Source organism: Jiella endophytica (genome assembly GCF_004519335.1).
GTDB lineage: Bacteria > Pseudomonadota > Alphaproteobacteria > Rhizobiales > Rhizobiaceae > Jiella > Jiella endophytica.
The window spans coordinates 17,374-41,645 of record NZ_SOZD01000013.1 but is presented as its reverse complement, the minus strand read 5'-3'; the positions used below and the strand labels follow the sequence as shown (position 1 = coordinate 41,645).

The window sequence follows — 24,272 nt, the reverse complement described above, 5'->3', positions numbered from 1 at the left end:
ATTTGGGGCGGCGCGGCAGGTGAGGCTGCGGGCGGCGGGCCGGGCGCAAAGCGTGCTGCGGGCCGGCGCAAGTGAGGGTGCGGCGGCGAGTTCGTCGGCGGGCAAATGCGCTGGCTTCGAATGGGGCCGATCCTCGGCGGTATGGCAGGCGCGCCGGTCCGGCCGGGCCGGTCCGGCCGCCCCGGTCAGTGCGGAAGCCGCCGGTCAGCTTGTCCTGAGGGCGCTGCCGCGGGGGTCGTCGGCGCTCGCCGAAGCGGGGCTTGGCGAAGCGGGGCTTGCCTGAGGGGCGGGCGCTCCGGCTGTCCTGCCGGCCTCGGCGCGGACCCGGGTCTTCTCCGGATCGTAATGGGGAAAGCGCACGACGCTCGCCGCGACGCGCTTCTGCTCACCGTCGAGCTTGCCGATCTCCACCGCCGTGCCGATCGTCGCCATCGAGACGTCGAGCCTTGCCAGAGCGATGGTCTTGCCGAGGACGGGCGAGCGCACCGCGCTGGTGACGACGCCGATGCGGGCGCGGCCGGAATGGACGCAGTCGCCATGGCCGACCTGTTCGTTGCCGGCGACGTCGAGGCCGACGAGGACGCGATGCGGCGCGCTTCGCCGGCGGGCGACCGCCGCGTCGCCGATATAGGGTTCCGGCGTCTCCTTCGGCACGGTGAAGCCGATGCCGGCCTCGAAGGGGTCGGTCTCGTCGGAAAAGTCGTAGCCGGCAAAGACCAGCCCCGCCTCGATCCGCACCATGTCGAGCGCCGCAAGCCCCATCGGGGCAAGGCCGTAGGGCCTGCCCGCGGCCATCACCGCGTCCCACAGTTCGGCCGCCCGGCCGGGATGGCACCAGATCTCGTAGCCGAGCTCGCCGGTATAGCCGGTGCGCGAGACGACGACCGGGATGTCGCCGATCCGGCCGATGGTGAAGCGGAACCATTTCAGCTCGAAAAGCGTCGGCTGGTGCGGCGGCGTCGCGACGATGGGCGCGAGGATGTCGCGCGAGAGCGGGCCCTGGACGGCGATATTGTCGAGCTGGCCGGAGGCGTTCCTGACCCAGACCTTCAGCCCGTGTTTTTCGGCGAGCTGGCGCAGCCACAGGCCGGAATAGTCCTCGCCGCAGACGAAGCGGAAATTGTGGGCGCCGAGCCGGAAGATCGTGCCGTCGTCGATCATCCCGCCATGCTCGTAGAGGAGCGGCGTATAGACCACCTGGCCGACGGCGAGCTTCCGGATGTTGCGCGGCACGGCGAGCTGCAGCAGGTCCTCGGCGTCCGGCCCGGTGACCTCGAACTTCCTGAGGGCCGAAAGGTCCATCATGGCGGCGCGCTCGCGGCAGGCCCAGTATTCGCCGATCGGCCCTTCGCCGGAATAGGCGGTGGGCAGCCATGTGCCGCGATAGTCCTCGAAATTGCGGGTGAGCGCCGAGGTGCGCGGGTGAAAGCCGCTCTCGCGGCTGAGGCGGGGTTCGGCATCGGGCGTCATGCGATGGGCACTCCCGCGTTCGAGATCGGCCAGCCTGCCGTCATAGACGCGAAGATGGATGTCGGTCGGCTGCCAGCCATTTGCCGGGTCGATGTCGTCGGCGCAGGAGGAGGAGGCGCAGACGAGGTCGGTGAGGGCGCGCAGAAGCACGTAGTCGCCCGGCCGCGACCAGGGCTCGTCCATGCCGATGGTGTCATGTTCGTCGACGAAGGTGTTGTAGAAGAAGTTGATCGCCGGCCAGCCGGCGCGCGGCTTCACGCCATAGGGCTCGAGGCAGCGGTTGAAGTTCTCGGTGCAGTTGGAATGGCCGGGATAGCCCATGTCCTCGTAATATTTGGCGCTGCAGGCGAGCAGGAAGGTGTCGTGGCGCCCGACGGTGTCCTGCACCACCTCGACCAGCGGGCGCATGCGGCGATCGAAATATTTCGAATGGAGGCCCGGCCCGGAAAAGCTCCTGCCCATCAGCGTCCGGGTCACCGTGGCGTCGAGATCGAACTCCTCGCCCTTCGCAAGGTCTGCCGCATCGAAGGCGAGGAAGTCGGAGCACTGGCGCCCCTCGACGTCGATGATCTGGATATAGTCGCCGGCCTTCACCCGGTAGGCGCCGGCGGTGGCGGCATCGATGCGCAGATCGAGGACGACGGCATCGGCGAGGGGCGGCGGGACGTCGCCGAGGCGGGGCGCGGCGGGGACGATCTCGAGGACGAGGTCGGTCGCCGGCTCCTGCTCGTGCGGCGCCATCGGCCCGCCCGGCGCTGCGATGGCGCAGAGCACCGGCTCCACGGCTTCGAGCGTCAGGCAGGCGCCGGCGGGGCTGCCGGCCTCGAACAGCGAGACGCCGTGGATCTCGGACGCGTGGGAGGCGGCCGCGATGGCGGCATCGCCGCCGGCAAGGGCACGGATGGCATCGGGAAAGGGCGGCGCCGGGGTGCCGGGCAGGCCGCGCAGCGCCGAACCGGGGCCGAAGAGATGGAGATGGGCCGGCTGCCGGCCCTCAGGATCGCGCACCGTCAGCCGGTCGCCCGCCGACAGGCGGACGAGCCGGACCGCGCCGCCCCGCACCACCGCCGCAGAGGGACGGCCGACGGAGATCGGCTCTGGTCCGGAGGTCTCGGGGATCCAGATGGTCATGGCCGCAGGGCTCCTCGGCGACGCGCCTTCCCCTTTCAGCTATTCGGCGGCCTGTCTGACGCCGAGAAACGCCTCGAGGGAATCGTCGAGCGCCTTGATCCACGGCGTGTGATGGACCGGCGCCAGTGTGCCGGTGAGGGTCGAGGGATAGGAGCGGTCGCGATAGGTGAGGATGCCTTCCTGCTTGTGATGCTCCCATTCCTTGAAGAGTTCGGCGACGCGGTCGACGTCGAGATGCGGGTAGTCCGTCGCGGCGAGAAGGTCGCGGACATAGTCGGTCTGGAAGTCGATCTGCTGGAACGGGTTTTCCAGCGCCTCCTCCCGCGCCCGCCAGACGGCGATGTCGGCCGCCTGCTCCTCTGCCGAGGGAAGCGCGATGCGTCCGAGGACGACGTCGCGGGCGTACCAGGCCTGGGCGTCGAACATGTTGAAGGTGTAGTACTGGTCCTGCATGCCGATATAGATCAGCTTCGGATTGTCCTGCCAGAAGATCCCCTTGTAGAGGCCGAGCGGATAGAGCCGGTTGGCGGTCTTGAGGCGCAGCTCGTCCGGCAGGAAGGGAAAGCTGTGCTGGTAGCCGGTGCAAAGGACGATTGCGTCGACCTCCTTCGTCGAGCCGTCCTTGAAGGTGGCGGTCCTGCCGGAAAGCTTCTGCAGCAGCGGCTTCTCCTCGAAGCCGTCCGGCCAGTGAAATCCCATCGGCCGGGTGCGGTAGCTGAAGGTGATCGATCTGGCGCCGTATTTGTAGCACTGGACGCCGATGTCCTCGGCCGAATAGCTGGAGCCGACGAGGAGGACGTTCTTGCCGGCGAACTCGTCCGCCGAGCGGAAGTCGTGGGCGTGGAGGACGCGGCCGGGAAACTTGTCGATGCCCGGAAAGGCCGGCACGTTGGGCACCGAGAAATGGCCGTTGGCGACGATGACGACGTCGAAGCTTTCGGTGACGTGGCGGTCGGCGACGAGGTCCTTCGCCGTCACCTGGAAGGTCTGCGTCTTCTCGTCGAAGGATACGTGGCGCACCGGCGTCGAGAAGCGGACATACGCCTTGACGCCGCTCTTTTCGACGCGGCCGGCGATATAGTCGTGGAGGACGGCGCGGGGGGGATAAGAGGGGATCGGCCGGCCGAAATGCTCCTCGAAGCCGTAATCGGCAAATTCCAGGCACTCCTTCGGCCCGTTCGACCAGAGATAGCGGTACATCGAACCATGGACCGGCTCGCCGAACTCGTCGAGGCCGGTGCGCCAGGTGTAGTTCCAAAGACCACCCCAGTTCGCCTGCTTCTCGAAGCAGACCACCTCCGGCACGTCGGCGCCGGCGCGCCGCGCGGTCTCGAAGGCCCTGAGGGCGGCAAGGCCGCTCGGCCCCGCACCGACGATGGCGACTCTTTCGACCATGACCTTCCCCTGACCCGTGCGGTGGCTTGATGACGATCAGCTTCCGTCACGTGTTCCAGAAAGTCAAATAATTTTCTTTTGGAGAAATAAATGTGAGGCTGGAAGGGTCGTGTCCGGCGCACCGATAGCAGGGGAGGGACTCCGACGACATTGGGAGACTGCGAGACGGTTGGCGACGAATGGCTCGCCGGCCTTGTCGGATCGGGAAATCGCGGCAAACGGTGCGACCAGCAGACGCTTGCAGCGCCGGTTAAGCCGCCTGGCGAAGGGCCGGTATCGGGCAGTCAAGCGTCTCGGCATAGTGGCAGGCGACCTGGTGGCCGGGCGCCAGTTCGCGCAGCGCCGGCTTCTCCCTGTGGCAGCGTTCGGTGGCAAAGGGGCACCGGCCCGAAAAGCGGCAACCGGCCGGCGGATCGATCGGGCTCGGCGGCTCGCCAGCCACGATGAAGCGGTCCGGGCGGCGCCCCTCGCGCGGCTCGGGCGACAGCGCAGCCGCCATCAGGGACCAGGTATAGGGATGGCGGGCGCCGCCGAAGATTGCATCCGTCGGCGCCTTCTCGACAAATTCGCCGAGATACATCACCGCCACTTCGTCGCAGATGTTCTGAACCACCGCGAGATCGTGGCTGATGAACAGATAGGTGAGGAACTGCTCGCGCTGCAGGCGGCGCAGCAGGTTGAGGATCTGCGCCTGGATCGCCACGTCGAGCGCCGAGACCGGTTCGTCGCAGACGACGAGTTCCGGCTGGGAGGCGAGCGCCCGGGCAATGCACAGGCGCTGGCGTTGGCCGCCGGAAAACTGGTGCGGATAGAGCCTGGCGGCCGACGGGTGAAGGCCGACCGCCGTCAGCATCTCGGCGACCGTCTCGTCGCGGCGCTTCAGGTCGCCAACACCGAGGAGGTCGAGTGTCTGGCGGACCGCCGCGCCTGCCCGCCGGCGCGGATCCAGCGAAGAGAACGGGTCCTGGAAGATCATCTGGAAGCGGCTGCGCTCAGAGCGCAGCGCCTCGTCCTTCAGCTTCGACAGCGGGACGCCGCCGAGTTCGATCTCGCCGGCGGTGATCTCGACGAGGCGCATCACCGCCTGTGCCGTCGTCGATTTGCCCGATCCGGACTCTCCGACGATGCCGAAGGTCGTGCCGCGCTTCACGTCGAAGCTGACGCCGTCGACGGCATGGACGAAGAGCCGGCGGCCGTTGCGGTGCCCGGCCGGAAAATGCACTGCCAGATCGCGGACCCTGAGCAGGCTGTCGGCGCTCATGCCACCAGCTCCAGCCCGGTCTTCCAGCAGAGTGCCGAATGGTCGCGGTCGACCGTCTCTTCGGGTGGGGGCACGTCACGGCAACGAAGGTCCGCCAGAGGGCAACGCGGCGAAAACCGGCAACCCGGCTCGAATTCGCCAAGCGGCGGCACCACGCCGGCTATTTCCTTCAGGGCAGGCTCTGCCCCCGCGGCGGCGGGACCGAGACGAAGCCGCGGCGTCGACGCCATCAGGCCGCGCGTATAGGGGTGAGCGGCTCGGGAGAGAACCGTGTCCACCGGCCCGAACTCGGCGCGCTTGCCGGCATAGAACACCGCCACCTCGTCGGCCATCTCCGCAACGGCGCCGACATCGTGGGTGATCAGGATGATGGCGGTGCCGGTCTCCTCGCGCAGTTCTTCGAGAAGCCGGAAGATCTGCGCCTGGACCGTGACGTCGAGCGCCGTCGTCGGCTCGTCGGCGATGATCAGCTTCGGCCTGCATGCCAGCGCCATGGCGATCATCACCCGCTGGCGCATGCCGCCCGAAAGCTGGTGCGGGTAGTCGTCGACGCGGCGTTCGGCGGCCGGGATGTGGACGGATCTGAGCAGTTCGATCGTCCGCTGGCGGGCCGCCGCTGCGCCGAGCCGCTGATGCAGGCGCAGGGTTTCGCCGATCTGGTCTCCGACGGTGTAGACCGGATTCAGCGAGGTCATCGGCTCCTGGAAGATCATCGACATGTCGTTGCCGCGAAGCGCCCGCAACCGGCGCTCGCCGACCCGGGCAAGGTCCTCGCCGCAGAACCGGATTTCGCCGGAAGCGATGCGGAAGCCCGGTGGCAAAAGCTGCATCACGGCGAGCGCCGTCATGCTCTTGCCGCAGCCGGATTCGCCGACGATGCCCAGCGTCCGGCCTTTGGCCAGGATGAAGGACACGCCGTCGATCACCGGCAGAACTGTCTTTCCGGTGTCGACCTCGACGACGAGATCGCGGACCTCCAGAAGCGGCTCGTCACCCATCGTCATCGTCTCCTCAGCCGCGGGTTCAGCGCATCGTTGACGCCATCGCCGATCAGGCTGATCGACAGCACCGTCAGGAAGATCGCAATGCCCGGGAAGGTCACGGTCCACCAGGCGTTCAGGAGGTAGTCGCGGTTCTGTCCGATGATCATGCCCCAGCTCATCGTGTTGGGGTCGCCGAGACCGAGAAAGCTGAGGCCCGCCTCGAACAGGATCGAAATGCCGACGGCCAGCGCCGCGGCGACGATGATCGGCGGCAGGGCGGCCGGCAGGATCACCCGGAACATCAGGTAGAAGTCGCGGGCGCCGGCCGTGCGTGCCGCCTTGACGTATTCGAGGTCACGGATCCGGATGAACTCGGCGCGCGTCAGCCGGGCCGTCGCCGTCCAGCTGACCGCTCCGATGGCGATCGCGATGGTGACGAGGCTCGAGGAAAAGATCGTCACCAGCACCATGGCGAAAAGCAGCGTCGGCAGGATCTGGAAGAACTCCGTCACCTTCATCAGTACAGCATCGACCCAACCGCCGAAATAGCCTGCGAAGGTGCCGATCACGACGCCGATGAGGACGGTGATCGCAGCCGCCGACGCGCCGACCGCAAGGGTGGCTCTGCCACCGACGATGACGCCCGCCAGGATGTCGCGGCCGAGATAGTCGGTGCCGAGCAGGCAATCCGGCCCGGGCGGCGCAAAGGGCATGTCGACCATCGAGAACGGGTCGACGCCGTAGAGGCCCGGCCCGAAGAGGGTGGCGAGCACGATGGTCGCGAGGAGCACCAGCCCGGTCATCGCCGGACAGTTGCGGGCAAACATCCGGCAGGTGTCGAGGAGGGGGCGGTCGGGCTTTGGCGTCGTTCCGGCAGCGGGAGACGGCCCCTGGGGTGCCGATGCCGGGGCGGTTTCCGGGCCGGACGCGGCGGCGAGGGAAGCACTCCGCGAGGTCATCGGCCGCGTCCGCGGATGCGCGGATCGATGAGCCTGTAGGCGAGATCCGTCAGGATGTTGGCGACCATCACGAGCATTGCGGAAAACAGGAGGATGGCAAGTAGCGTCGGGTAGTCCCGCCGAAGGATCGATTCGTAAGCGAGGCGCCCGAGGCCCGGCCAGTTGAAGACCGTCTCGACCAAGACAGCACCGGCGAAGAGCTGGCCGAACTCCATGCCGACCATGGTGACGACCGGCAACAGCGCGTTGCGCAGCGCGTGCTTGTAGACCACCCTCCGTTCCGGCAGGCCCTTCGCCCGCGCCGTGCGGATATAGTCGGCGCTGAGCACATCCAGCATGCTGGTACGCGACAGCCGGCTGTAGGATGCGACGTAGATCATGCCGAGCGTCACCGCCGGCAGAACCAGATGATGCAGCACGTCGAGAACGTAGCCGAGACCCTGCCCGGGGCGCGCGACGTCGGCCATGCCCGAGACCGGGAACAACGGGATCAGCGAGGCGAAGACGATCAGCATCATCAATCCGGTCCAGAACACCGGAGCCGAGAAACCGGCGAGCGAGAAGACCGTGACGAAGTGGCTGAGGATGCCTTTCGGCCGGCGTGCCGAGAAGATGCCGAGCGCCGTGCCGACGACGAAAGCGAGGATCAGGGACGTGACGACGAGAAGGATGGTCGCCGGCAGCCTTTCCAGGATCAGCCCCAGCACCGGTCGGTTGAAGTAATGGGAATAGCCGAGATCGCCGGTCAGCACCTTGCCGAGATAGATGCCGAGCTGGGCAGGAATGCTCTGGTCGAGGCCGTATTCGGCCTTCAGCGCGGCGATCGTCTCCGGCGAGGCGCCGCCCATTTCCCCGACGATCACCGAGACGGTGTCGCCGGGGGCGAGCTGGATCAGCAGGAAGTTCAGGACGACGACGCAGACCAGAAGAGCCAGCGACTGCACCAGGCGGATGGCGATCGGATAGGCGTGTCTCATCGGAACTCCCCGATCTGTCAGTTGCTTCCGTCGTCCCAGTAGACGTCGTCGAGCGGCGAGGCCGCGCCCCAGATCGAGGTCGGCGCGTTCTTCAGCCCTTTCTTGTAGACGGTGTACATCGGGGTTTCGTTGAGGAAGTAGATCGGCACGTCGCCGACGACGATCTTCTGGAACTCCTTGTAGAGTTCGGCACGCTTCTCGGGATCGGTCTCCGTTGCGGCCTTCTCCAGCAGTTCATCGACCTTCGGGTTGGAGTACTGCTGGGTGTTGGACCAGATGACGTTGGGCCGGATGTTGCTGGAGATGTAGGTGCGATCGACGCCGATGATCGGGTCGCCCCAATTGTAGACGTTGTCCATCGTCATATCGAAGTCGTAGCTGGAGATGCGCTGGGCCCAGGTCGGAAAGTCCGGGGCGGAGCGGACGTTGACGGTGATGCCGACGCGGCGGAGCTGCGAGCGCAGATACTCGGCGATGTTGCGTTGCTGCTCGGGATCGCCGGGGATGTAGTCCACCGTCAGCGAGAAGCGGCTGCCGTCGCTGCCCTTTTTCAGCCCGGCATCGTCGAGCATCTGGTTGGCCTTGTCGATGTCGACGGCGAACTTGTCGACATCGCCGCTATAGAAGGGAGACTCCGGCACGATCGGGCCGGTCGCCTCCGGCGCGAAGCCGCCGAGCAGCTTCTTCACGATGAAGTCCCGATCGACGGCATAGGCGATGGCCTGGCGAACCTCGACCTTGTCAAGCGGCTGCTTCCTGGTGTTGAAGGCCAGCCAGTTGATCGGGCCGATTGCGTCGTAGCCGGCGTCGGTGACGACGAGATTGTCGTCCTTCTTCAGCCGCTCGATGTCGCGGACGGCGGATAGGAAGGGGACCATGTCGATGTCCCCGCGCTCGGTCGACAGCATGAGATTGTTCTCGTCGCCGATGATCTGGATGACGATGTTGTCGAGATGGGGCTTTCCCTTGATGAAGAAGTCATCGAACTTCTTCAGCTTGATGTATTCGCCCTGCTTGTAGGTATCGAATTCGAAGGGGCCCGAGCCGACCGGCTTCAGATTGGCGGGATTGGTCTTGATGTCGCCCTGGCCATAGACATGCTCGGGCAGGATCGGCATCAACGCCGGCGACATGGCCAGCAGGAACGCCGGATGCGGATGGTCGAAATGGATGACCACGGTGTGGGCGTCCGGCGTCTCGACCGAAGTCACCGGCTGCAGCATCGTCTTGAAAGGGTGGTTCTTCTTGATCGTCTCGATCGAGAACTTCACGTCCTCTGAAGTGACGGGCGTCTCGTCGTGGAACTTGGCGTTCTCGACGAGGTGAAGCGTCACCGTGAGGCCATCCTTGGAGACCTCCCAGCTCTTGGCCAGATAGGGATGGGGGTTCCACTGGTCGTCGTAACGCAGCGGGCTGGCGAAAATCTGCGTGCTCGGCACGGCCGTCGCGATGCCCGACTGGATCGCGCCGTTGAAGTGGCGGGGCGTCGAGGTGCTGCCGATGACCAGCGTGCCGCCTTCCTTGGGCGCTGCATGGCCGACGGTGGAGGCCGACGCAATTGCGGCGGCAAGTGCCGTGGTGAGGGTCAGTCGATGGATGACGTTCAAGGCTGAAATCCCCAATGGTCGTGGCTTCGAATGGCCGATTGCAGCAAGTGCGGCTGCCGCAGGCCCGAGGCCGTTGCGGGCCTTATAGTTCCCGCCCCGCCAGCCGGGGCGTAGGGCCAGCCGTGGTTCTTCTTAGGGGCCAGGGGTACGGGGGGCGGCAGCGGCAAGCAGCGCATCGAGTTCGCCCGACGCGGGAAGTGCGGCCGTCCCGACGCCCACCAGTGCCGTCCCGACCGGCCCGCTGTCGTCGCGATCGAGCGTCCATCGCCCCGCGACCCACTGCAGCAGCCATCCCGCCTCGTCGCCTTCGAAGCGACACCAGCCCTTGAGGCGCAGAAGCGATGACGGGAGCCCCCCGAGCGCCGCCTCGAAACCCGCCCGCGAAAACGCTGTGGGCGACACGAAAGTCCAGCGACGGAAGGCGTCTTCGTGCCGATGGTCGTGGCCTGCAGGGCCCTGGCTGGTGTTTTCGGCGTGGTCGTGCTGCGGAAGATGCTCTCCGGGTCGTGGGGAGGCGGTCACACCGTACTCCCTGCGTTCGGGGCTCGGCGTCGGTCCGAACAGGACGTCGGCCGGCAGTTCGGCGGCGACCGTCTCGGCAATTCGGGCGTCAGGCGCCTCGGCAAGGATCAGTGCCCTTGCACGGTCGGCCGAGGATCGGCCGGCCTGGTCCATCTTGTTGAGAAGGATCAGATCGGCGCGGGACAACTGCCTGACCAGCGTGTCGCCGAGGAGCGGGTCTTCGACCTGACGGGCGAAATTCGCCGCGTCGACGAGAGCGACGACGAGTTCGAGGCGGAGCGAGCGCTCGACCAGCGCCACTTCGGCGATCTTCCATGGGTCTGCGACGCCGCTCGCCTCGATCAGGATCGCCTCGGGGCGCCGACTCGCATCCAGGACGTCCGCGAGAGCCAGGGAGAGCCCGTCTGCCATCGAGCAGCAGATGCAGCCGTTCTCCAGCTGGATCTTGGAGCCGTCGCGGCTCTGTACCAGTTTGGCGTCGACATTGATCGCGCCGAAATCATTGACGAGCACGGCATAGCGCCTGCCCCCTCGCGCAAGCAGCCGGTTGACGAGGGTCGTCTTGCCGGCTCCCAGAAAGCCGCCGATCACCGTGACCGGCAGCGGACCGGTGGCGTCGGGGGTGCTCATGAAGCCGCGCGCGCCGGGCTCTCGAAGGGAATGCCGCCGAGCACCGTCCCCCAGACGCCGACATCCTTCAGCATGTCCGGCGCGACAGCCAGCGGATCGTCGTCGAGCACCGCGAAATCGGCGAATTTGCCGACTTCGATGCTGCCGACGAGATGATCGAGCTTCAAGGTGTAGGCGGCGCCGAGGGTGATTGCGAAGAGCGCCTGTTCCGGCGTTAGCCGTTCCTCCGGACCGAGCAGCCGGCCGCTGGACGTGCGCCGATTGACGGCGCACCAGGCGGTGAAGAGGGGTGCGAGCGGCGTCACCGGAGCGTCCGAGTGGATCGCCAGCGGCACGCCGCAGGCGAGCGCCGTGGCAGTGGCGTCCATGCGCCGGGCCCGGTCCGGACCCATGGTCAGGGCATAGTGCTGGTCGCCCCAATAGAAGACGTGATTGGCAAAGAGGTTGGCGCACACGCCGAGTGCCGCCATGCGGCGAAATTGCGCGGCATCCGCCATCTGGCAGTGCTGCAGGGTATGGCGATGATCGCGCCGCGGCCGTGTCGTGAGCGCCTCCTCCAGGCAGTCGATAACGAATTCCGAGGCCTGGTCGCCGTTGGTATGGATGTGCATGTGCAGCCCGGCGTCGTGGTAGAGGCCGATGGTGCGCTTGAGCTCCGAAGGCGCGATGTTCCAGATGCCGTTCGGCGCGCCGTTGTGATAGCCGGGCCATTTCAGCCGCCCGGTGAAGCCTTGGATCGAGCCGTCCGTCATCACCTTGACGAGGCCGAGGCGGAGCTTGTCGGTGGAACGTTCCCGGATGGCCTTTGCCTGGGCGATGCCGTCGTCGGGCGACCAGGAAAGGGCGCCGAGGGCCGGCACGAGGCGCAGGGGAAAATCCTCTTTCGCCGTCACTTCGGCGAAGAGATCGACCATCTCGTCGTCGAGCTTGTTGTGCAGGTCGGTCGCCGTCGTGACCCCGGCGATCGTCGCGGATCCGGCATAGCGGTAGAGGCTCGGCCCGTCGAGCGTGCGCAGATCGAAATCGACCTTGGCGGCGCGGGTGGCGGCAAACATCGCCGCCATTTCCTGGAGTTCGCCGTTCGGCTCGCCGGCCGGGTCCTTCATCACTCCCTCGACATTGGTCGATGGCCCCATGCCGGCCATCTCGATGACGCGGCTGTTGACGTTGAGGATGTGAAAACTCGCATGCAAGACCAGCACCGGCCGCGTCGTCGACACCTTGTCGAGATCGTGCCGGTCCATCCTGCGGCCGTCGAAATAGAGGGGATCAAAACCCCAGGCGACGACCGGCTTGTCCTCGGGCAGCGTCTCGGCGTAGCGGCGCAGCCGCTCGACGACGGCATCGAGGCTCTTCAGCCCGCCCTCCATCTCTCCATCAGGAGATCGGCGGACGAAATAGCCGACATAGAGGTCGCGCCAGACGGCGCCCTCCATGGCGTGTGCATGGCCCTCGACGAAGCCCGGCATCAGCACCTTGTCCGCGAACCGCTCGTCGATTTCGAGCTCGCCCCAGCGTGCCAGTTCCTCGGGCTCGCCGACACCGAGAACGCGGCCGTCACGCAAGGCGACATGGGTCGCGGTCGGCCGGTTGCGGCTCATCGTGATAATCTTGCGGGCACGATAGACCTTGATCGGTGCGGACACGGCGGCTTGCTCCTCGCTGGCGTTCGCCGCATCGTGATCCTCCCCGCCGGGCCGGCGAAGGGCCAGGCGGATGGATCGGCTTGGACCAGCAGCCGTGTCGAAGCTCTATTGCATGAGGCTCGAAGCGGCTTGCGCGAGCCGCCTGACGCCTTCGTCGATCCTCGTCTCGTCGATCGACGAGATCCCGAGGCGGATATGCCGCCCGCCGTCGCCGCGGGGAAAGAACGGATCGCCGAGCTCGACGAGAACACCCTTGGCCATGGCCCGGTGATAGAGCGCCTGCGCGTCGACCCCCGGCGGACAGCGCAGCCAGATGCTCGAGCCGCCGTGGGAAGCCGGCCGCTCGAAGCCGGGAAGATGCCTGTCGATGGCGGCGGTCAGCAAATTCCAGCGCTGGGCGAGGGAACCGCGCAGCGTCCGCACCAGGCCGAGATAATGCCCCTCCGACAGGAAGATCGCTGCGGTCCGCTGATTGTTGAGCGGCGCGCTGCGATGCATGAGCCGGCGCAGGGCCTTGGCCTGGCGGATCAGCGGCGCCGGCGCCACCATGTAGCCGATGCGCACGCCCGGCGCGAGCACCTTGGACAGCGTTCCGAGATAGATGACCCGGCCCGACCGGTCCATCGCCTTCAACGCCGGCAGGGTGGTCGAAAAGCGCGTCTCGCCTTCATAGTCGTCCTCGACGATCAGCCGATCCCCCGCTTCCGCCCATTCCATCAGCGCGGCGCGGCGGTCCGGCGAGAGTGTCACCATGGTCGGGCACTGGTAGGCGGGCGTGACAACGGCGAGGCCGGCCGAAGCCGGCGCCTCGTCGACGCGAAAACCGTCATCGTCGACCGGCACGTGATGAAGGCGCGCGCCGACCATCTCCAGAATGTTGCGGACATCCGGATAGCCGGGATCTTCCACCGCGACGACGCTGGCTTCGTCGACGAGGAGGCGGGAGAGAATGTAGAGGCCGTGCTGCGAGCCGAGCGTCACCATCACTTCGTCGGGCCGGGCAAAGACCCCGCGCTGCGGCAGGATGTGGCGGCAGATCTGTTCGATCAGCAGCTCGTCGTCCTCGACGGCCCGATCGGCCGCCCAATAGTCGACGGCAGAACGCCCCAGCGCATCGCGCGAGCACGACCGCCAGACGCCGATCGGAAACAGCGCGGGATCGACCTGGCCATAGACGAACGGGTAGGCGAAGCGCTGCCAGTCCTTCGGCTTTTCGATGTTGCGGGCGGCGGCGGGATCAAGCTTCAGATGCCTGTCCCAGGCGATGCCGCCCGCGTCGTCGGGGTCGACGGTCGCATCGCAGGGAGCCTGCGCCGCATCGCCGCCGTTTTCGACGAAATAGCCGCGCCGCTCCACCGAGACGAGATAGCCGCGCGTGACGAGATCCTCATAGACGGCCGTCACCGTGTTGCGGGCGATGCCGATCTGCCGGGCCAGTGTCCGCGACGGCGGCAGGCGTTGTCCCTGCATGATCCTGCCCTCGCTGATCGCCCCGATCAGCGACTGGCGAAGCGACGCCTGCAGAGGCTGGCCCTCCTGCCGGGCGAACTGAAGGACGGCTTCAGACATGACGCGAACCCTCGACCATTGCAGCGCGAGAGTATTCTTCAGGCAGACGATCGAAAAGATGAAATTTTATGCAAGGCCTGCCGACGGACTGGGCGAAGTCGCTGTTCCTGCAGAGCCGAACCGATCGGCGCAGTCCGGTGTCACGGCTCCCGGTGGACGCGAAACGGGCCCCAGCTCTGGCTGACCGGCATGACCTCGAGCTGGTTGACGTTCATGTGCGGCGGCAGCGTCGCGACCCAGAAGATCGTCGCGGCGATGTCTTCGGGCTGCAGGGCATCGGCGCCGGAATAGAGCGCGTCATAGGCTTCACGGTTGCCACCCGTGCGCACCATCGTGAACTCGCTTTCGCAAAGCCCCGGCTCGATCGAGGTGACCCGCACGCCCGTCCCGTGCAGGTCGGCCCTGAGGCCGCGGGTGAACTGCTGGACGAAAGCCTTCGTGCCGCCATAGACGTTGCCGCCGGGATAGGGCCAGTTGGCGGCGATGGAGGCGAGGTTGACGATCGATCCGCGCCGCTCGATCAGGCCCGGCAGAAGCTTGTGGGTGATGGCGGCGAGTCCGGTGACGTTGGTCGCGATCATGGTCTTCCAGGCAGCAAGGTCGCTCGCCTGCGCCGGCTCGGTGCCGAGCGCGAGCCCGGCATTGTTGACCAGCACGTCGATCTTGGAGAAGTCCGCCGGCAATGACCGGAGCGCCGCGTCCATGGCGGTCTCGTCAGTGATGTCGAAGACGGCGGGATAAAAGTCGTCGCCGAGTTCCGCCTTGAGCTCCTGCAGCCGCTCGGCCCGCCGGCCGGTGCCGACGACCCGCCAGCCGGCGGCCGCAAATCTGCGGGCGCTCGCCTGTCCGAAACCGGCCGAGGCGCCGGTGATGAGGACGGTTCCAGTCATGATCCCTCCTGTCCGAGGTCTTGCGGTTGCGGCGCGGCAGACGCCGGGAAGACGGTGCGCAGGAGGCTGCCGAGCGCCAACAGCACCAGCAGGCAGGCGACCGCGCGCTTCCAGGTGTCGGCGCCGATCCGGCCATAGACATGCCGGCCGATGAATACGCCGGCGGCGAGAGCCGGCAGAAGAAGGGTTGTTAAAGCAAGGCTCGACGGCGGCAAGAGGCCGAGCGCGGCGCGAAAGGCGATCGTGCCGATATCGGTGAGAGCGAACACGACCGTCAGGAGCCCCCGCGCCTCGGCGGGGCTGCGCTTGCTCGCCATCAGCCAGGCGACGACGAGAGTGCCGCCGACCGCGAAGGCGCCGATCATCGCCCCTGTCAGAAAGCCGGCGCCGATCATCGCGGCGCGGCTGTCCAGCCAGAGCCAGCGAACTTTCGCCAAAGCTGCGAGCGCCGAGACGAGGACGGCGAGGTTGAGGCCGACGAGCGCCGGGCCGGCGGGAAGCAGGCTGAGCAGGAAGACGCCGCAGAGCGCTCCGAAAAGGGCCGCTGCGCCGAGGATGAGGGCGTCTTGGCGAACCAGCCCCTCGAGGATGCCGCCGTGGACGAGCAGCCCCGTCGCAGCAAGGTCGAGGCAGAGGACGATGCCGGTCGCCAGTTCCGGCGGCCAGAACCAGGACAGGAGCGGCGCGGCGACGAGGGAAAAGCCGAAACCGGTCGCGCCGCGTATCACCGCTGCAACAACGACGATCGGCAGCGCGCACAGAAGTTCGACGGTCAAGACGGCAGCTCCGGGAAGGTCCCGGGCACCATTTCGTCTAAGGGACGCGTTGAAAAGGTCCAGAAGCCGGCTTCGGTGGGGCCAGGCCTGGCTCCATCGAGACTTTGCCGTGGCTCTTTCCGTTTCGCCGCGGCTGGAGTGAGCTTGGCGATCTTTAGATGGAGGACACGCGATGCTGGCCCGGCCGACGAATTTCGATCATCACTGGCTGCCGTTCACCAACAATCGCATGTTCCGAGAGACCCCGCAGATGTTCGCGAAGGCGGAGGGCGTGCGCTACCTCACGCCCGAGGGTGACACGGTGCTCGACGGCTCGTCCGGCCTGTTCTGCACGCCCGCCGGACATGGCCGCCGCGAGATCGCCGACGCTGTCCATGCGCAGCTGATGACGCTGGACTATACACCCCACTTCCAGCGCGCGGCGCCGGTCTCCTTCGAACTCGCGGAGCGCCTGGCGGGCCTCCTGCCGGAGGGGCTCGACCGGGTGTTCTTCGCCTCGTCCGGTTCCGAGGCCGTCGACAGCGCGATGAAGATTTGCCTGACCTATCACCGGGCGAAGGGCGAGGGGCAGCGGACCCGCTTCGTCTCGCGCAACTGGGGCTATCACGGCGTCAATCTCGGCGGCACGTCGCTCGCCGGCATGGTCAACAACCGGCGGGAGTTCTCGGGCGTCACCTGCGACGTCGTCCACATGCGCCAGACCTGGAGCGAGGAGCAGCGCTACACGCAGGGCCAGCCTGAGACCGGCGCCGAACTTGCCGACGACCTCGAGGAGATCTGCCGAACCTATGGGGCGGACACGATCGCCGGCGTTTTCGTCGAGCCGATCGCCGGCTCGATCGGCACCGTCGTTCCGCCGAAAGGCTATCTCGAACGCCTGCGGGCGATCGCCGACCGATACGGGCTGCTGCTGATCTTCGACGAGGTGATCACCGGCTTCGGGCGGACAGGCGCCGCCTTCGCGTCGCAGGCCTTCGGCGTGACGCCGGACATCGTCACCATGGCGAAGGCGCTGACCAACGGCGCGATCCCGATGAGCGCGGTGGCAACGACGGCGGCGATCCAGGACACGGTGTTCGCCGCCGCCGGCGACCAGGACCGTCCCGAGCTCTTCCACGGCTACACCTATTCCGCCCATCCGGTGGCCTGCGCCGCGGCGCTGGCGACCCTTGACATCTATCGTGACGAGAAGCTGTTCGAACGCGCTGCGGCGCTGTCCCCGGCCTTTCTCGACATGATCTTCGGCCTGCGCAACCTGCCTCAGGTGAGCGACCTTCGCGGCTACGGCATGCTGGCCGGCATCCAGCTGGCGCCGGCCGACAAGCCCGGAGCCAAGGGCTCTCTCGCGCAGCGGGCGCTGTTCGATGCCGGCCTCCACGTCAAGGCGACGGGCGATGCCCTGATCGTCGCGCCGGCCTTCGTTTCCGGCGAAGACGATCTGGAGCAGATGGGCGACATCCTGCGCCGCGTGCTCGGCCGGGCGGATCTGTCCTGACCGTCCGAGAATGGCCCCTCCTGCCTGCCCGCTGGCGATTCTGGATTCCGGGACCGGGCAGGCGGCATCGAGACGCCGACCAGCGCTGCGCCGCATGCCGCTGCCGGCCGGTGCGGGGCCGCTTTCCGGCATCCCGATGCAGCCCGAAACGGGCCGGCGCCCGTCACGGCATGGTCCTTGCTTGTCGTTCCAATGCGGGTTTCGACGCGCGCTACCCCATCGCCCGGGGGCTGCGCCTTTATTGCCATGAGAGTTGGAGAGCAGAATGATCAATAAGCTTGCAGCCGTTTTCCTGGTCGGCCTGACTGCGTCCGGACTGGCCGTCGGAGCAGCCGCCGCGCAGGAGACCGTCATCGTCGGCCATTTCGGCAATCCGACGCCGGACCAGGTGGCGGCGGCCGACGCAAAGTTCGAAAAGGCCACCGGCTGGAAGATCGACTGGCGCAAGTTCGCCGCCGGCACCGACGTCATCGCCGCGATGGCGTCCGGCGACGTCAATGTGGCCGAGCTCGGCTCCTCCCCGATGGCGATTGCCGCGACGCAGGGTCTCGACCTTCAGATGTTCATGGTTGCCGAGGTCATCGGCACCGCCGAATCGCTGATCGTGCGCAACGGTTCGGGGATCGAGACGCTGGCCGATCTGAAAGGAAAGCGGATCGGCGTGCCGATCGGTTCGACCTCGCATTTCTCGCTGATGGGGGCGCTGAAGCATGCCGGCGTCGATCCGAGCGACGTGACGATCATGAACATGTCGCCCGATCAGCTCGTCGCCGCCTGGCAGCAGGGCGCCATCGACGCCGGTTTCGTCTGGGAGCCTGCCCAGGGCAAGCTGATGGAGGACGGGACCCGGCTCGTCGGTGCGGACAAGACCGCCGAATGGGGCTACCCGACCTTCGACGCCTGGGTGGTCAACAAGGACTTCGCCGAATCCCACAAGGAGGCGATGATCGCCTTCACCAAGACCATGGCCGAGGCAAACGGCGACTATCTCGCCGATCCGTCGAAATGGACTGCCGACAGCGAGCCGGTGAAGACGATCGCGGAGCGGACCGGCGCGGCGCCCGATCAGGTGCCGGCGGTCCTGGCCGGCTACACCTTCCTGCCGCTGAAGGAGCAGATCGACAGCGGCTGGCTCGGGGAAAAGGGCGCCGCGGCCGTCAAGTCGACCGCCGAATTCCTGCAGTCGGCCGGCCGGATCGACGGCGCTGCCGACGACTATTCCGCTTCGGTGACGGAGGAATACGCCAAGGCCGCGGCGTCCGAATAAGCCCCCCGGCATTCGCGAAACCCTCCGCCGCGCCGCCTGCGGCGGAGAAGCTGGAGAGACAGTGATGGGACTCGAGATCAGAGACGCGTCGGTCGTCTATCCGGCGGCCGACGGGCGGGCTCCGGTGGAGGCGCTCAGCCGGGTCGATCTGACCATTCGCCCCGGCGAATTCGCCGTGGCCCTCGGTGCCTCGGGCTGCGGAAAGTCGACGCTGCTCAATCTCATCGCCGGCTTTCTGGCTCCCTCCTCGGGGGACATCCTCCTCAACGGCAAGCCGGTCGCCGGGCCGAGCGCCGACCGCTCCGTCGTCTTCCAGAAACATGCGCTGCTGCCCTGGCTGAACGTCGTCGAGAACGTCGCCTTCGGCCTCAAGCTGCAGGGCCGCCCGCGGGCCGCCCGGCAGGAGGTCGCCGAGAAATTCATCGGCCTCCTCGGTCTTTCCGGCTTCGAGACCTCGCCGGTCTATTCGCTGTCCGGCGGCATGCAGCAGCGGGTCGGCATCGCCCGTGCGCTGACATCCGATCCGAAGCTCCTGCTGATGGACGAGCCGCTCGGCGCGCTCGACGCGCTGACCCGGGAGAAGGCGCAGGAGCTGATCCTCAACATCTGGCACGAGACGCAGAAGTCGGTCTTCTTCATCACCCACAGCGTCGAGGAGGCGCTGTTCATGGGGACGAAACTGATCGTCATGTCGCCTCGCCCCGGCCGCATCGCCCATGTCTTCGACCTGCCGTTTTCGAAGCGGTTCTGCGACGGCCAGTCCGCCCGCGCCATCAAGGCGTCGCAGGATTTCATCGCGCTGCGCGAAGACGTTCTCGCCATCATCTTCGCCGACGAGGAGGCCGCCTGATGAGCATCGTGCGAACCAAGGAGGACGCCGCCCCGGCCGAGGCCTCGCCGGCGTCTGCGACGGGATGGCAGGCGGCCGTCGCCGGCAGCTTCGAGAGGCTGCTGCGCAGCCGCCCGACCAGGCCCGGCGAGACCTATGGCGTGCCCGGCCAGGGCGAAACGGTGGTGCTCAGCCTCGTCACCATCGTCGCTTTCGTCTTCGTCTGGTGGCTGGTCACCGCGCTCGGTCTGGTCAAGCCGCTCTTCGTCCCGTCGCCCCAGGCGATCCTGTTGAAATTCGTCGACGTCCTGACCAACGGCTTCACCGGCACCTCGCTGCTCGCCCATGCCGGGATCTCGGCGGCCCGCGTCTTCGGCGCCTTCCTGCTGGCCTGTGCCGTCGGCGTGCCGCTCGGCCTTGCCATGGGCATGAGCCCGACGATCCGCGGCATTTTCGATCCGCCGATCGAGTTCTACCGGCCGATCCCGCCGCTCGCCTATCTGCCGCTGATGATCATCTGGTTCGGCATCGGCGAGACGTCGAAGGTGCTGCTGATCTTCCTGTCGGTGTTTGCCCCGGTGGCGCTGGGGGCGAAATCGGGCGTGCGCTCGGCGGCGATCGAGCAGATCCATGCCGCCTATTCCTTCGGTGCCTCGCGCTGGCAGGTGATGCGGCACGTGATCCTGCCCTCGGCGCTGCCGGAGATCCTGACGGCCATGCGGATCGGCATCGGCTTCGGCTGGACGACGCTGGTCGCCGCCGAGATGGTCGCGGCGACCAAGGGGCTCGGCTACATGGTGCTGACCGCCTCGCAGTTCCTGCAGACCGCGACGGTGATCATGGGGATCGTGGTGATCGCCGCCATCGCCTATGCCTTCGACATGCTGATGCGCTTCGTCGAGCGGCGCCTGGTGCCGTGGAAGGGGCGGATGTAGGCACCCCGGCCCGGTCGACGGATTGTCGTGGCGTCGCACAGCCGGCTTGGGCTGGATCGCCCGCTTCGGCGAGCGGGCGGTAAAACGAGGGCTTATAATGGTGGGCGGTGAGAGGCTCGAACTCCCGACATCCTCGGTGTAAACGAGGCGCTCTACCAGCTGAGCTAACCGCCCTTGCCGGTGTCCTAGGAGTTTCTCGCCGACGCCGCAAGAGAGGATCGGCGCGGCGTCGTCGCGGCCGCGGCGACGTCGCCCCGACTGCGCGGCGCTGCAAGCGATGCGAACTCTGCGTTCAGCCGCGGCCAGATCACGGCGATCCTGACGCCGACGCAGATCGACAATCGCGACGAGCGTTCGTCAGTATCGACGCGCCCCTGCTTGTCAGCCGCGCTTGCGCCGCTTCAGGAAGTCGAGAAGCACCGGGAAGAAGGCCTGCGGCTCCTCGAAGAAGGGCATGTGGCTGGAATTTGGAAACACCGCCACCTCGGCGTCGGGCAGGGCGTGCTTCATCCGGGCGGCGCAGGCCGGCGTCAGCTCGTCATGCTGGCCGACGGTAATCAGCACCGGCACGGTGATCTCGTGCATGTCGGGGATGCGGTTCCAGTCCTTCAGATTGCCGGTGTAGCAAAACTCGTTCGGCCCCTGCATGGTCTCGTAGGGACCCATGTTCCAGTCGCTCAGCGAACGCTGCACCGGTGCGGGCCATTCGGGCAATCGGCAGACATGCCGGTAGTTCAATAACGTCACCGCCGCCTGATATTCCGGATGGTCGAGGCTGCCGTCGGCTTCGTGCCGCTGCATCATCGCGACGGTTTCCGGCCCGAGCGCGGCGCGCAGGCGCTCGAGCTCGGTGACGAGATGGGGAATGTCGCCGACGGTGTTTTCGAGGATCAGCGTGCGCAGGGCTTCCGGATAGGTGAGGGCGTATTCGATCGCCAGCCAGCCGCCCCATGACTGGCCGACGAGATGGACCTTGCCGAGGCCGAGCGCCCGGCGGACGGTCTCCACCTCCTCGACATAGCGGGTGATCGTCCAGAGCGCCGGATCGGTCGGCCGGTCGGAGGCGCCGGTGCCGAGCTGGTCGAAGGCGACGACCCGGTAGCCATGGTCGATCAGGCAGGAATGGGAGTCCCTCAGATAGTCGCAGGGAAGGCCCGGCCCGCCATTCAGGCAGAAGACCACGTCGTCGCCGCTGCCGAAGCTGTAGGTGACGACGTCATGGCCGTCGACCTTGACGGTCCGGGTCTCGTCCGGTTCGATCTCGCGCCACATCCCGTCACTTGCCTTCCGCCGAAGCGTTGTCCGTCGATCCGACGGCACTCTGCCGCCGACCCAGTCCAGGGAACGGCCCGGGCCTTGTGCAGCAAGAGGCTACTGCGGCGATGCCGCAGTGCAAAGTGAAATGTTGCAGGTCCAACATTTTTTGTTGTATATCGAACGGAAATGCCGGTCATCGGGGCTGACGAGTCCTCGGCCGGCGTCTCCGTCCGAGCCACAGTCCTGCCCATGTATGACAGCGCCTTTCTCGACCATCTGCAGGCCGGCCTCGCGCCGCTCTTGCCGCTGTGGGGATTGGGCGCCGCGGCTAAGGCGAGGCTTTTGACGATCTCGGAAAACGCCACCTTCCTTGCTGATGATCCGGTCAGCGGCCGGCGCCTCATCCTGAGGGTCCACAGGCCCGGCTATCACCGCCGCGACGAGATCGTCTCCGAACTCGCCTGGACGAGGGCGCTGATCGAAGCGGGCGTCGTCGAGACGCCGCGGCCGGTCGAGCGCGCCGACGGTGGCGGGCTGATCGCCGAGCTTCAGCATGGCGACGAAAAGCGCGAGGTGGTCGCTTTCGAGTTCATGAGCGGGCGCGAGCCGAGCGCCGCTGAGGGGCTGGTGCCCTGGTTCGAGCGGCTCGGGGCGATCACCGCGCGGCTGCACGACCATTCGCGGAGCTGGCAGCGGCCGGAGGGATTTTCGCGCAAGGTGTGGGACTTCGAAGCGATGCTGGGCAGCCGGCCGCTCTGGGGCGACTGGCGGGCGGCGATCGGCCTCGAACCCGCCGAGAAGGCGGTTCTGGAGAAGACCGCCGCGGCGCTGAAGCTGCGCCTCGACGCCTATGGCAAAGGTGAGCGTTTCGGGCTGATCCATGCCGATCTCAGGCTCGCCAACCTCCTGGTCGAAGGCGAGCGGCTCGGCGTCATCGATTTCGACGACTGCGGCTTTTCCTGGCTGATGTACGATTTTGCCGCGGCGATCAGCTTCATCGAGACCGACCCCGTGGTGCCGGAACTGATGGCGGCCTGGGTGGCGGGATACCGCGCCGTGGCGCCGCTGTCGCCGGAGGACGAGGCGATGCTGCCGGTCTTCGTCATGCTGCGGCGGATGCTGCTCACCGCGTGGCTCGCCTCGCATTCCGAGACGCCGACGGCGGCCGAGCTCGGCCATGGCTACACCGCCGGCACGGCCGCACTCGCCGAAGCCTTCCTGACCCGGCAAGGTTGAAGGCTCCCCGCTGCGCCGGGTGCCTGGCTGTCATAGTCGTGGAGAGAACAGACCGATGAACCCGACCAAGCCGATCCTGGCGCTGAACGCCTTCGACGCCAAGGAGGCCGAGGGGCTCGTCGGGCGGACCGCCGAGATGGTCGAGCGGCGCCGGGCGACGGCGGGGGCCTCCTCGGTGCTGTTCTACCGCGAGCCGATCGAGATGGTCCGGGCGAGCGGCGTCTTCATGTATGACAGGGCGGGCGAGCGCTATCTCGACGTCTACAACAACGTGCCGTCGGTCGGGCACTGCCATCCGAGGGTCGTCGAGGCGATCGCCCGCCAGGCCGGCGAAATGGCGATCCACACGCGCTATCTCAACGACACCGTCCAGGGTTACAGCGAGGCGCTGCTGGCGACGCTGCCGGCATCTATCGGCAATCTGGTGATGACCTGCACCGGCTCGGAGAGCAACGATCTGGCTCTGCGGCTCGCCATGGCGACGACGGGGGCGCGCGGCTTCATCGTCACCGAGACCGCCTATCACGGCAACACGTCGCTCGTCACCGAGGTCTCGCCGTCGTCGCTGAAGGGCGGCGCGGTGCCGCCGCATGTCCGGGTCGTGCCGATGCCGGCTGAGCGGGACGGCGACGGGCCGGGCGACCTTGCGGCGCGCTTTGCTGGCGCCGTGGCCAAGGCGATCGGCGAGCTTCAGGCGAGCGGCCACGGCCTTGCAGGCCTGATCGTCGACACGATCTTCTCCTCCGACGGTGTCTTCGCCGACCCGCCGGGCTTCCTGAAGCCGGCGGTCGAGGCCGTGCAGGCGGCCGGCGGCATCTTCATCGCCGACGAGGTGCAGCCGGGCTTCGGGCGCACCGGGGCGGGGCTCTGGGGCTTTGCCCGCCATGGCGTGACGCCGGACATCGTCACCATGGGCAAGCCGATGGGCAACGGCTATCCGATGGGCGGCGTCGCGACGCGGGCCGACCTGCTCGAGCGGTTCTGCGAGAGCGTCGGCTATTTCAACACCTTCGGCGGCAACACCGTGGCGGCTGCGGCCGGCCGGGCGGTGCTGGAGGTGATCGCCGGGGAGGGGCTGATCGAAAATGCCGAGGCCGTCGGCGGATATCTGCGCGCGGGGCTGCGGCAGCTTGCCGGGCGGCGTCCGGAGATCGGCGCGGTGCGCGGCGCCGGGCTCTTCGTCGGGCTCGATATCGTCGATCCGGACACCCGCGCGCCTGACGCCCGGCGCGCCGGCGCGGTGATCAACGGCCTCAGGCGCCGGCATGTGCTGGTCGGGGCGGCCGGACCCTTCGGCCATACGCTGAAGATCCGCCCGCCGCTCTGCTTTTCGCGCGAGCATGCGGAGATGTTCGTCGCGGCGCTGGCCGACGTTCTGGAACGCCCCGCCGGCTGACGTCGGAAGACCGGCTCGTGGCGGAGCATCCGGCGCCTTGG

Annotated in this window: 18 protein-coding genes, 1 tRNA gene and 1 pseudogene; 6 read left to right on the top strand and 14 right to left on the bottom strand. The window is 67.3% G+C overall.

The window, feature by feature from the left end; all coding sequences use genetic code 11:
* Positions 1-315: 315 nt before the first annotated feature.
* From E3C22_RS23115 to E3C22_RS23060, 12 genes and pseudogenes are all read right to left on the bottom strand, one after another.
* A pseudogene (locus E3C22_RS23115) lies at positions 316-2,601 on the bottom strand (trimethylamine N-oxide demethylase); the annotation flags it as partial.
* A 39-nt stretch (positions 2,602-2,640) separates the two neighbouring features.
* On the bottom strand, positions 2,641-3,996 hold the full coding sequence (locus E3C22_RS23110) for an NAD(P)-binding domain-containing protein (protein ID WP_134764250.1): 1,356 nt from the start codon (positions 3,994-3,996) through the stop codon (positions 2,641-2,643).
* A 250-nt stretch (positions 3,997-4,246) separates the two neighbouring features.
* Positions 4,247-5,257, bottom strand: coding sequence for an ABC transporter ATP-binding protein (locus E3C22_RS23105; protein WP_134764249.1), 1,011 nt, complete (start codon positions 5,255-5,257; stop codon positions 4,247-4,249).
* Positions 5,254-6,255, bottom strand: a complete 1,002-nt coding sequence (locus E3C22_RS23100; RefSeq protein WP_134764248.1) for an ABC transporter ATP-binding protein — start codon at positions 6,253-6,255, stop codon at positions 5,254-5,256. The genes E3C22_RS23105 and E3C22_RS23100 overlap by 4 nt, the downstream gene beginning before the upstream one ends.
* Before the next feature lie 2 nt (positions 6,256-6,257).
* Positions 6,258-7,199 (bottom strand): ABC transporter permease, encoded by a 942-nt coding sequence (locus E3C22_RS23095; protein ID WP_134764247.1) that lies wholly within the window; start codon positions 7,197-7,199, stop codon positions 6,258-6,260.
* The gene (locus E3C22_RS23090) at positions 7,196-8,176 is read right to left on the bottom strand and encodes an ABC transporter permease (RefSeq protein ID WP_134764246.1); all 981 of its coding nucleotides are present in this window, start codon (positions 8,174-8,176) and stop codon (positions 7,196-7,198) included. The genes E3C22_RS23095 and E3C22_RS23090 overlap by 4 nt, the downstream gene beginning before the upstream one ends.
* Before the next feature lie 17 nt (positions 8,177-8,193).
* Positions 8,194-9,783: an ABC transporter substrate-binding protein gene (locus E3C22_RS23085; protein WP_245515155.1), complete on the bottom strand. Its 1,590-nt coding sequence runs from the start codon at positions 9,781-9,783 to the stop codon at positions 8,194-8,196.
* 132 nt (positions 9,784-9,915) lie between these two features.
* Positions 9,916-10,935 (bottom strand): CobW family GTP-binding protein, encoded by a 1,020-nt coding sequence (locus E3C22_RS23080; protein ID WP_134764245.1) that lies wholly within the window; start codon positions 10,933-10,935, stop codon positions 9,916-9,918.
* A complete protein-coding gene (locus tag E3C22_RS23075; protein WP_134764244.1) occupies positions 10,932-12,581 on the bottom strand; it encodes an amidohydrolase in 1,650 nt (549 codons plus the stop codon). Before E3C22_RS23075 ends, E3C22_RS23080 begins: the two co-directional genes overlap by 4 nt.
* A 105-nt stretch (positions 12,582-12,686) precedes the next feature.
* Positions 12,687-14,150 (bottom strand): MocR-like pyridoxine biosynthesis transcription factor PdxR, encoded by a 1,464-nt coding sequence (pdxR, locus tag E3C22_RS23070; RefSeq protein WP_134764243.1) that lies wholly within the window; start codon positions 14,148-14,150, stop codon positions 12,687-12,689.
* Positions 14,151-14,290: 140 nt separating this feature from the next.
* Entirely contained in the window at positions 14,291-15,040 is a 750-nt protein-coding gene (locus E3C22_RS23065) for an SDR family NAD(P)-dependent oxidoreductase (protein ID WP_134764242.1), read from the bottom strand.
* Positions 15,037-15,816 carry a sulfite exporter TauE/SafE family protein gene (locus tag E3C22_RS23060; RefSeq protein ID WP_167591880.1) on the bottom strand — a complete coding sequence of 260 codons (780 nt, stop codon included), beginning with the start codon at positions 15,814-15,816 and terminating at the stop codon, positions 15,037-15,039. The genes E3C22_RS23065 and E3C22_RS23060 overlap by 4 nt, the downstream gene beginning before the upstream one ends.
* A gap of 172 nt (positions 15,817-15,988) precedes the next feature.
* On the opposite strand from E3C22_RS23060, the gene aptA reads away from it, so the two are divergent.
* From aptA to E3C22_RS23040, 4 genes are all read left to right on the top strand, one after another.
* Positions 15,989-17,311, top strand: coding sequence for an omega-aminotransferase AptA (aptA, locus tag E3C22_RS23055; protein WP_134764240.1), 1,323 nt, complete (start codon positions 15,989-15,991; stop codon positions 17,309-17,311).
* 265 nt (positions 17,312-17,576) lie between these two features.
* On the top strand, positions 17,577-18,578 hold the full coding sequence (gene tauA, locus E3C22_RS23050) for a taurine ABC transporter substrate-binding protein (RefSeq protein ID WP_134764239.1): 1,002 nt from the start codon (positions 17,577-17,579) through the stop codon (positions 18,576-18,578).
* A 64-nt stretch (positions 18,579-18,642) separates the two neighbouring features.
* On the top strand, positions 18,643-19,428 hold the full coding sequence (locus tag E3C22_RS23045; RefSeq protein ID WP_134764238.1) for a taurine ABC transporter ATP-binding protein: 786 nt from the start codon (positions 18,643-18,645) through the stop codon (positions 19,426-19,428).
* Positions 19,428-20,342 (top strand): ABC transporter permease subunit, encoded by a 915-nt coding sequence (locus E3C22_RS23040; RefSeq protein ID WP_134764237.1) that lies wholly within the window; start codon positions 19,428-19,430, stop codon positions 20,340-20,342. Before E3C22_RS23045 ends, E3C22_RS23040 begins: the two co-directional genes overlap by 1 nt.
* 98 nt (positions 20,343-20,440) lie before the next feature.
* On the opposite strand, the gene E3C22_RS23035 is transcribed toward E3C22_RS23040, so the two are convergent.
* Positions 20,441-20,516, bottom strand: a tRNA-Val gene (locus tag E3C22_RS23035).
* A 207-nt stretch (positions 20,517-20,723) separates the two neighbouring features.
* Entirely contained in the window at positions 20,724-21,614 is an 891-nt protein-coding gene (locus E3C22_RS23030) for a proline iminopeptidase-family hydrolase (protein ID WP_134764236.1), read from the bottom strand.
* 234 nt (positions 21,615-21,848) lie between these two features.
* Here E3C22_RS23030 and E3C22_RS23025 point away from each other — a divergent pair, with 234 nt between their 5' ends.
* Both E3C22_RS23025 and E3C22_RS23020 read left to right on the top strand, forming a co-directional pair.
* Positions 21,849-22,835, top strand: a complete 987-nt coding sequence (locus E3C22_RS23025) for a phosphotransferase enzyme family protein (RefSeq protein WP_134764235.1) — start codon at positions 21,849-21,851, stop codon at positions 22,833-22,835.
* Between the two features lie 55 nt (positions 22,836-22,890).
* Positions 22,891-24,231 (top strand): aspartate aminotransferase family protein, encoded by a 1,341-nt coding sequence (locus E3C22_RS23020; protein ID WP_134764234.1) that lies wholly within the window; start codon positions 22,891-22,893, stop codon positions 24,229-24,231.
* The last annotated feature ends 41 nt before the right edge of the window (positions 24,232-24,272 follow it).

Coding starts and splice junctions, on each gene's coding strand:
- E3C22_RS23080 (WP_134764245.1), bottom strand. CDS start 10,935: ATGAGCACCCCCGACGCCACCGGTCCGCTGCCGGTCACGGTGATCGGC.
- E3C22_RS23105 (WP_134764249.1), bottom strand. CDS start 5,257: ATGAGCGCCGACAGCCTGCTCAGGGTCCGCGATCTGGCAGTGCATTTT.
- E3C22_RS23090 (WP_134764246.1), bottom strand. CDS start 8,176: ATGAGACACGCCTATCCGATCGCCATCCGCCTGGTGCAGTCGCTGGCT.
- E3C22_RS23025 (WP_134764235.1), top strand. CDS start 21,849: ATGTATGACAGCGCCTTTCTCGACCATCTGCAGGCCGGCCTCGCGCCG.
- E3C22_RS23040 (WP_134764237.1), top strand. CDS start 19,428: ATGAGCATCGTGCGAACCAAGGAGGACGCCGCCCCGGCCGAGGCCTCG.
- E3C22_RS23045 (WP_134764238.1), top strand. CDS start 18,643: ATGGGACTCGAGATCAGAGACGCGTCGGTCGTCTATCCGGCGGCCGAC.
- E3C22_RS23020 (WP_134764234.1), top strand. CDS start 22,891: ATGAACCCGACCAAGCCGATCCTGGCGCTGAACGCCTTCGACGCCAAG.
- E3C22_RS23030 (WP_134764236.1), bottom strand. CDS start 21,614: ATGTGGCGCGAGATCGAACCGGACGAGACCCGGACCGTCAAGGTCGAC.
- E3C22_RS23110 (WP_134764250.1), bottom strand. CDS start 3,996: ATGGTCGAAAGAGTCGCCATCGTCGGTGCGGGGCCGAGCGGCCTTGCC.
- E3C22_RS23100 (WP_134764248.1), bottom strand. CDS start 6,255: ATGGGTGACGAGCCGCTTCTGGAGGTCCGCGATCTCGTCGTCGAGGTC.
- aptA (WP_134764240.1), top strand. CDS start 15,989: ATGCTGGCCCGGCCGACGAATTTCGATCATCACTGGCTGCCGTTCACC.
- E3C22_RS23095 (WP_134764247.1), bottom strand. CDS start 7,199: ATGACCTCGCGGAGTGCTTCCCTCGCCGCCGCGTCCGGCCCGGAAACC.
- pdxR (WP_134764243.1), bottom strand. CDS start 14,150: ATGTCTGAAGCCGTCCTTCAGTTCGCCCGGCAGGAGGGCCAGCCTCTG.
- E3C22_RS23065 (WP_134764242.1), bottom strand. CDS start 15,040: ATGACTGGAACCGTCCTCATCACCGGCGCCTCGGCCGGTTTCGGACAG.
- tauA (WP_134764239.1), top strand. CDS start 17,577: ATGATCAATAAGCTTGCAGCCGTTTTCCTGGTCGGCCTGACTGCGTCC.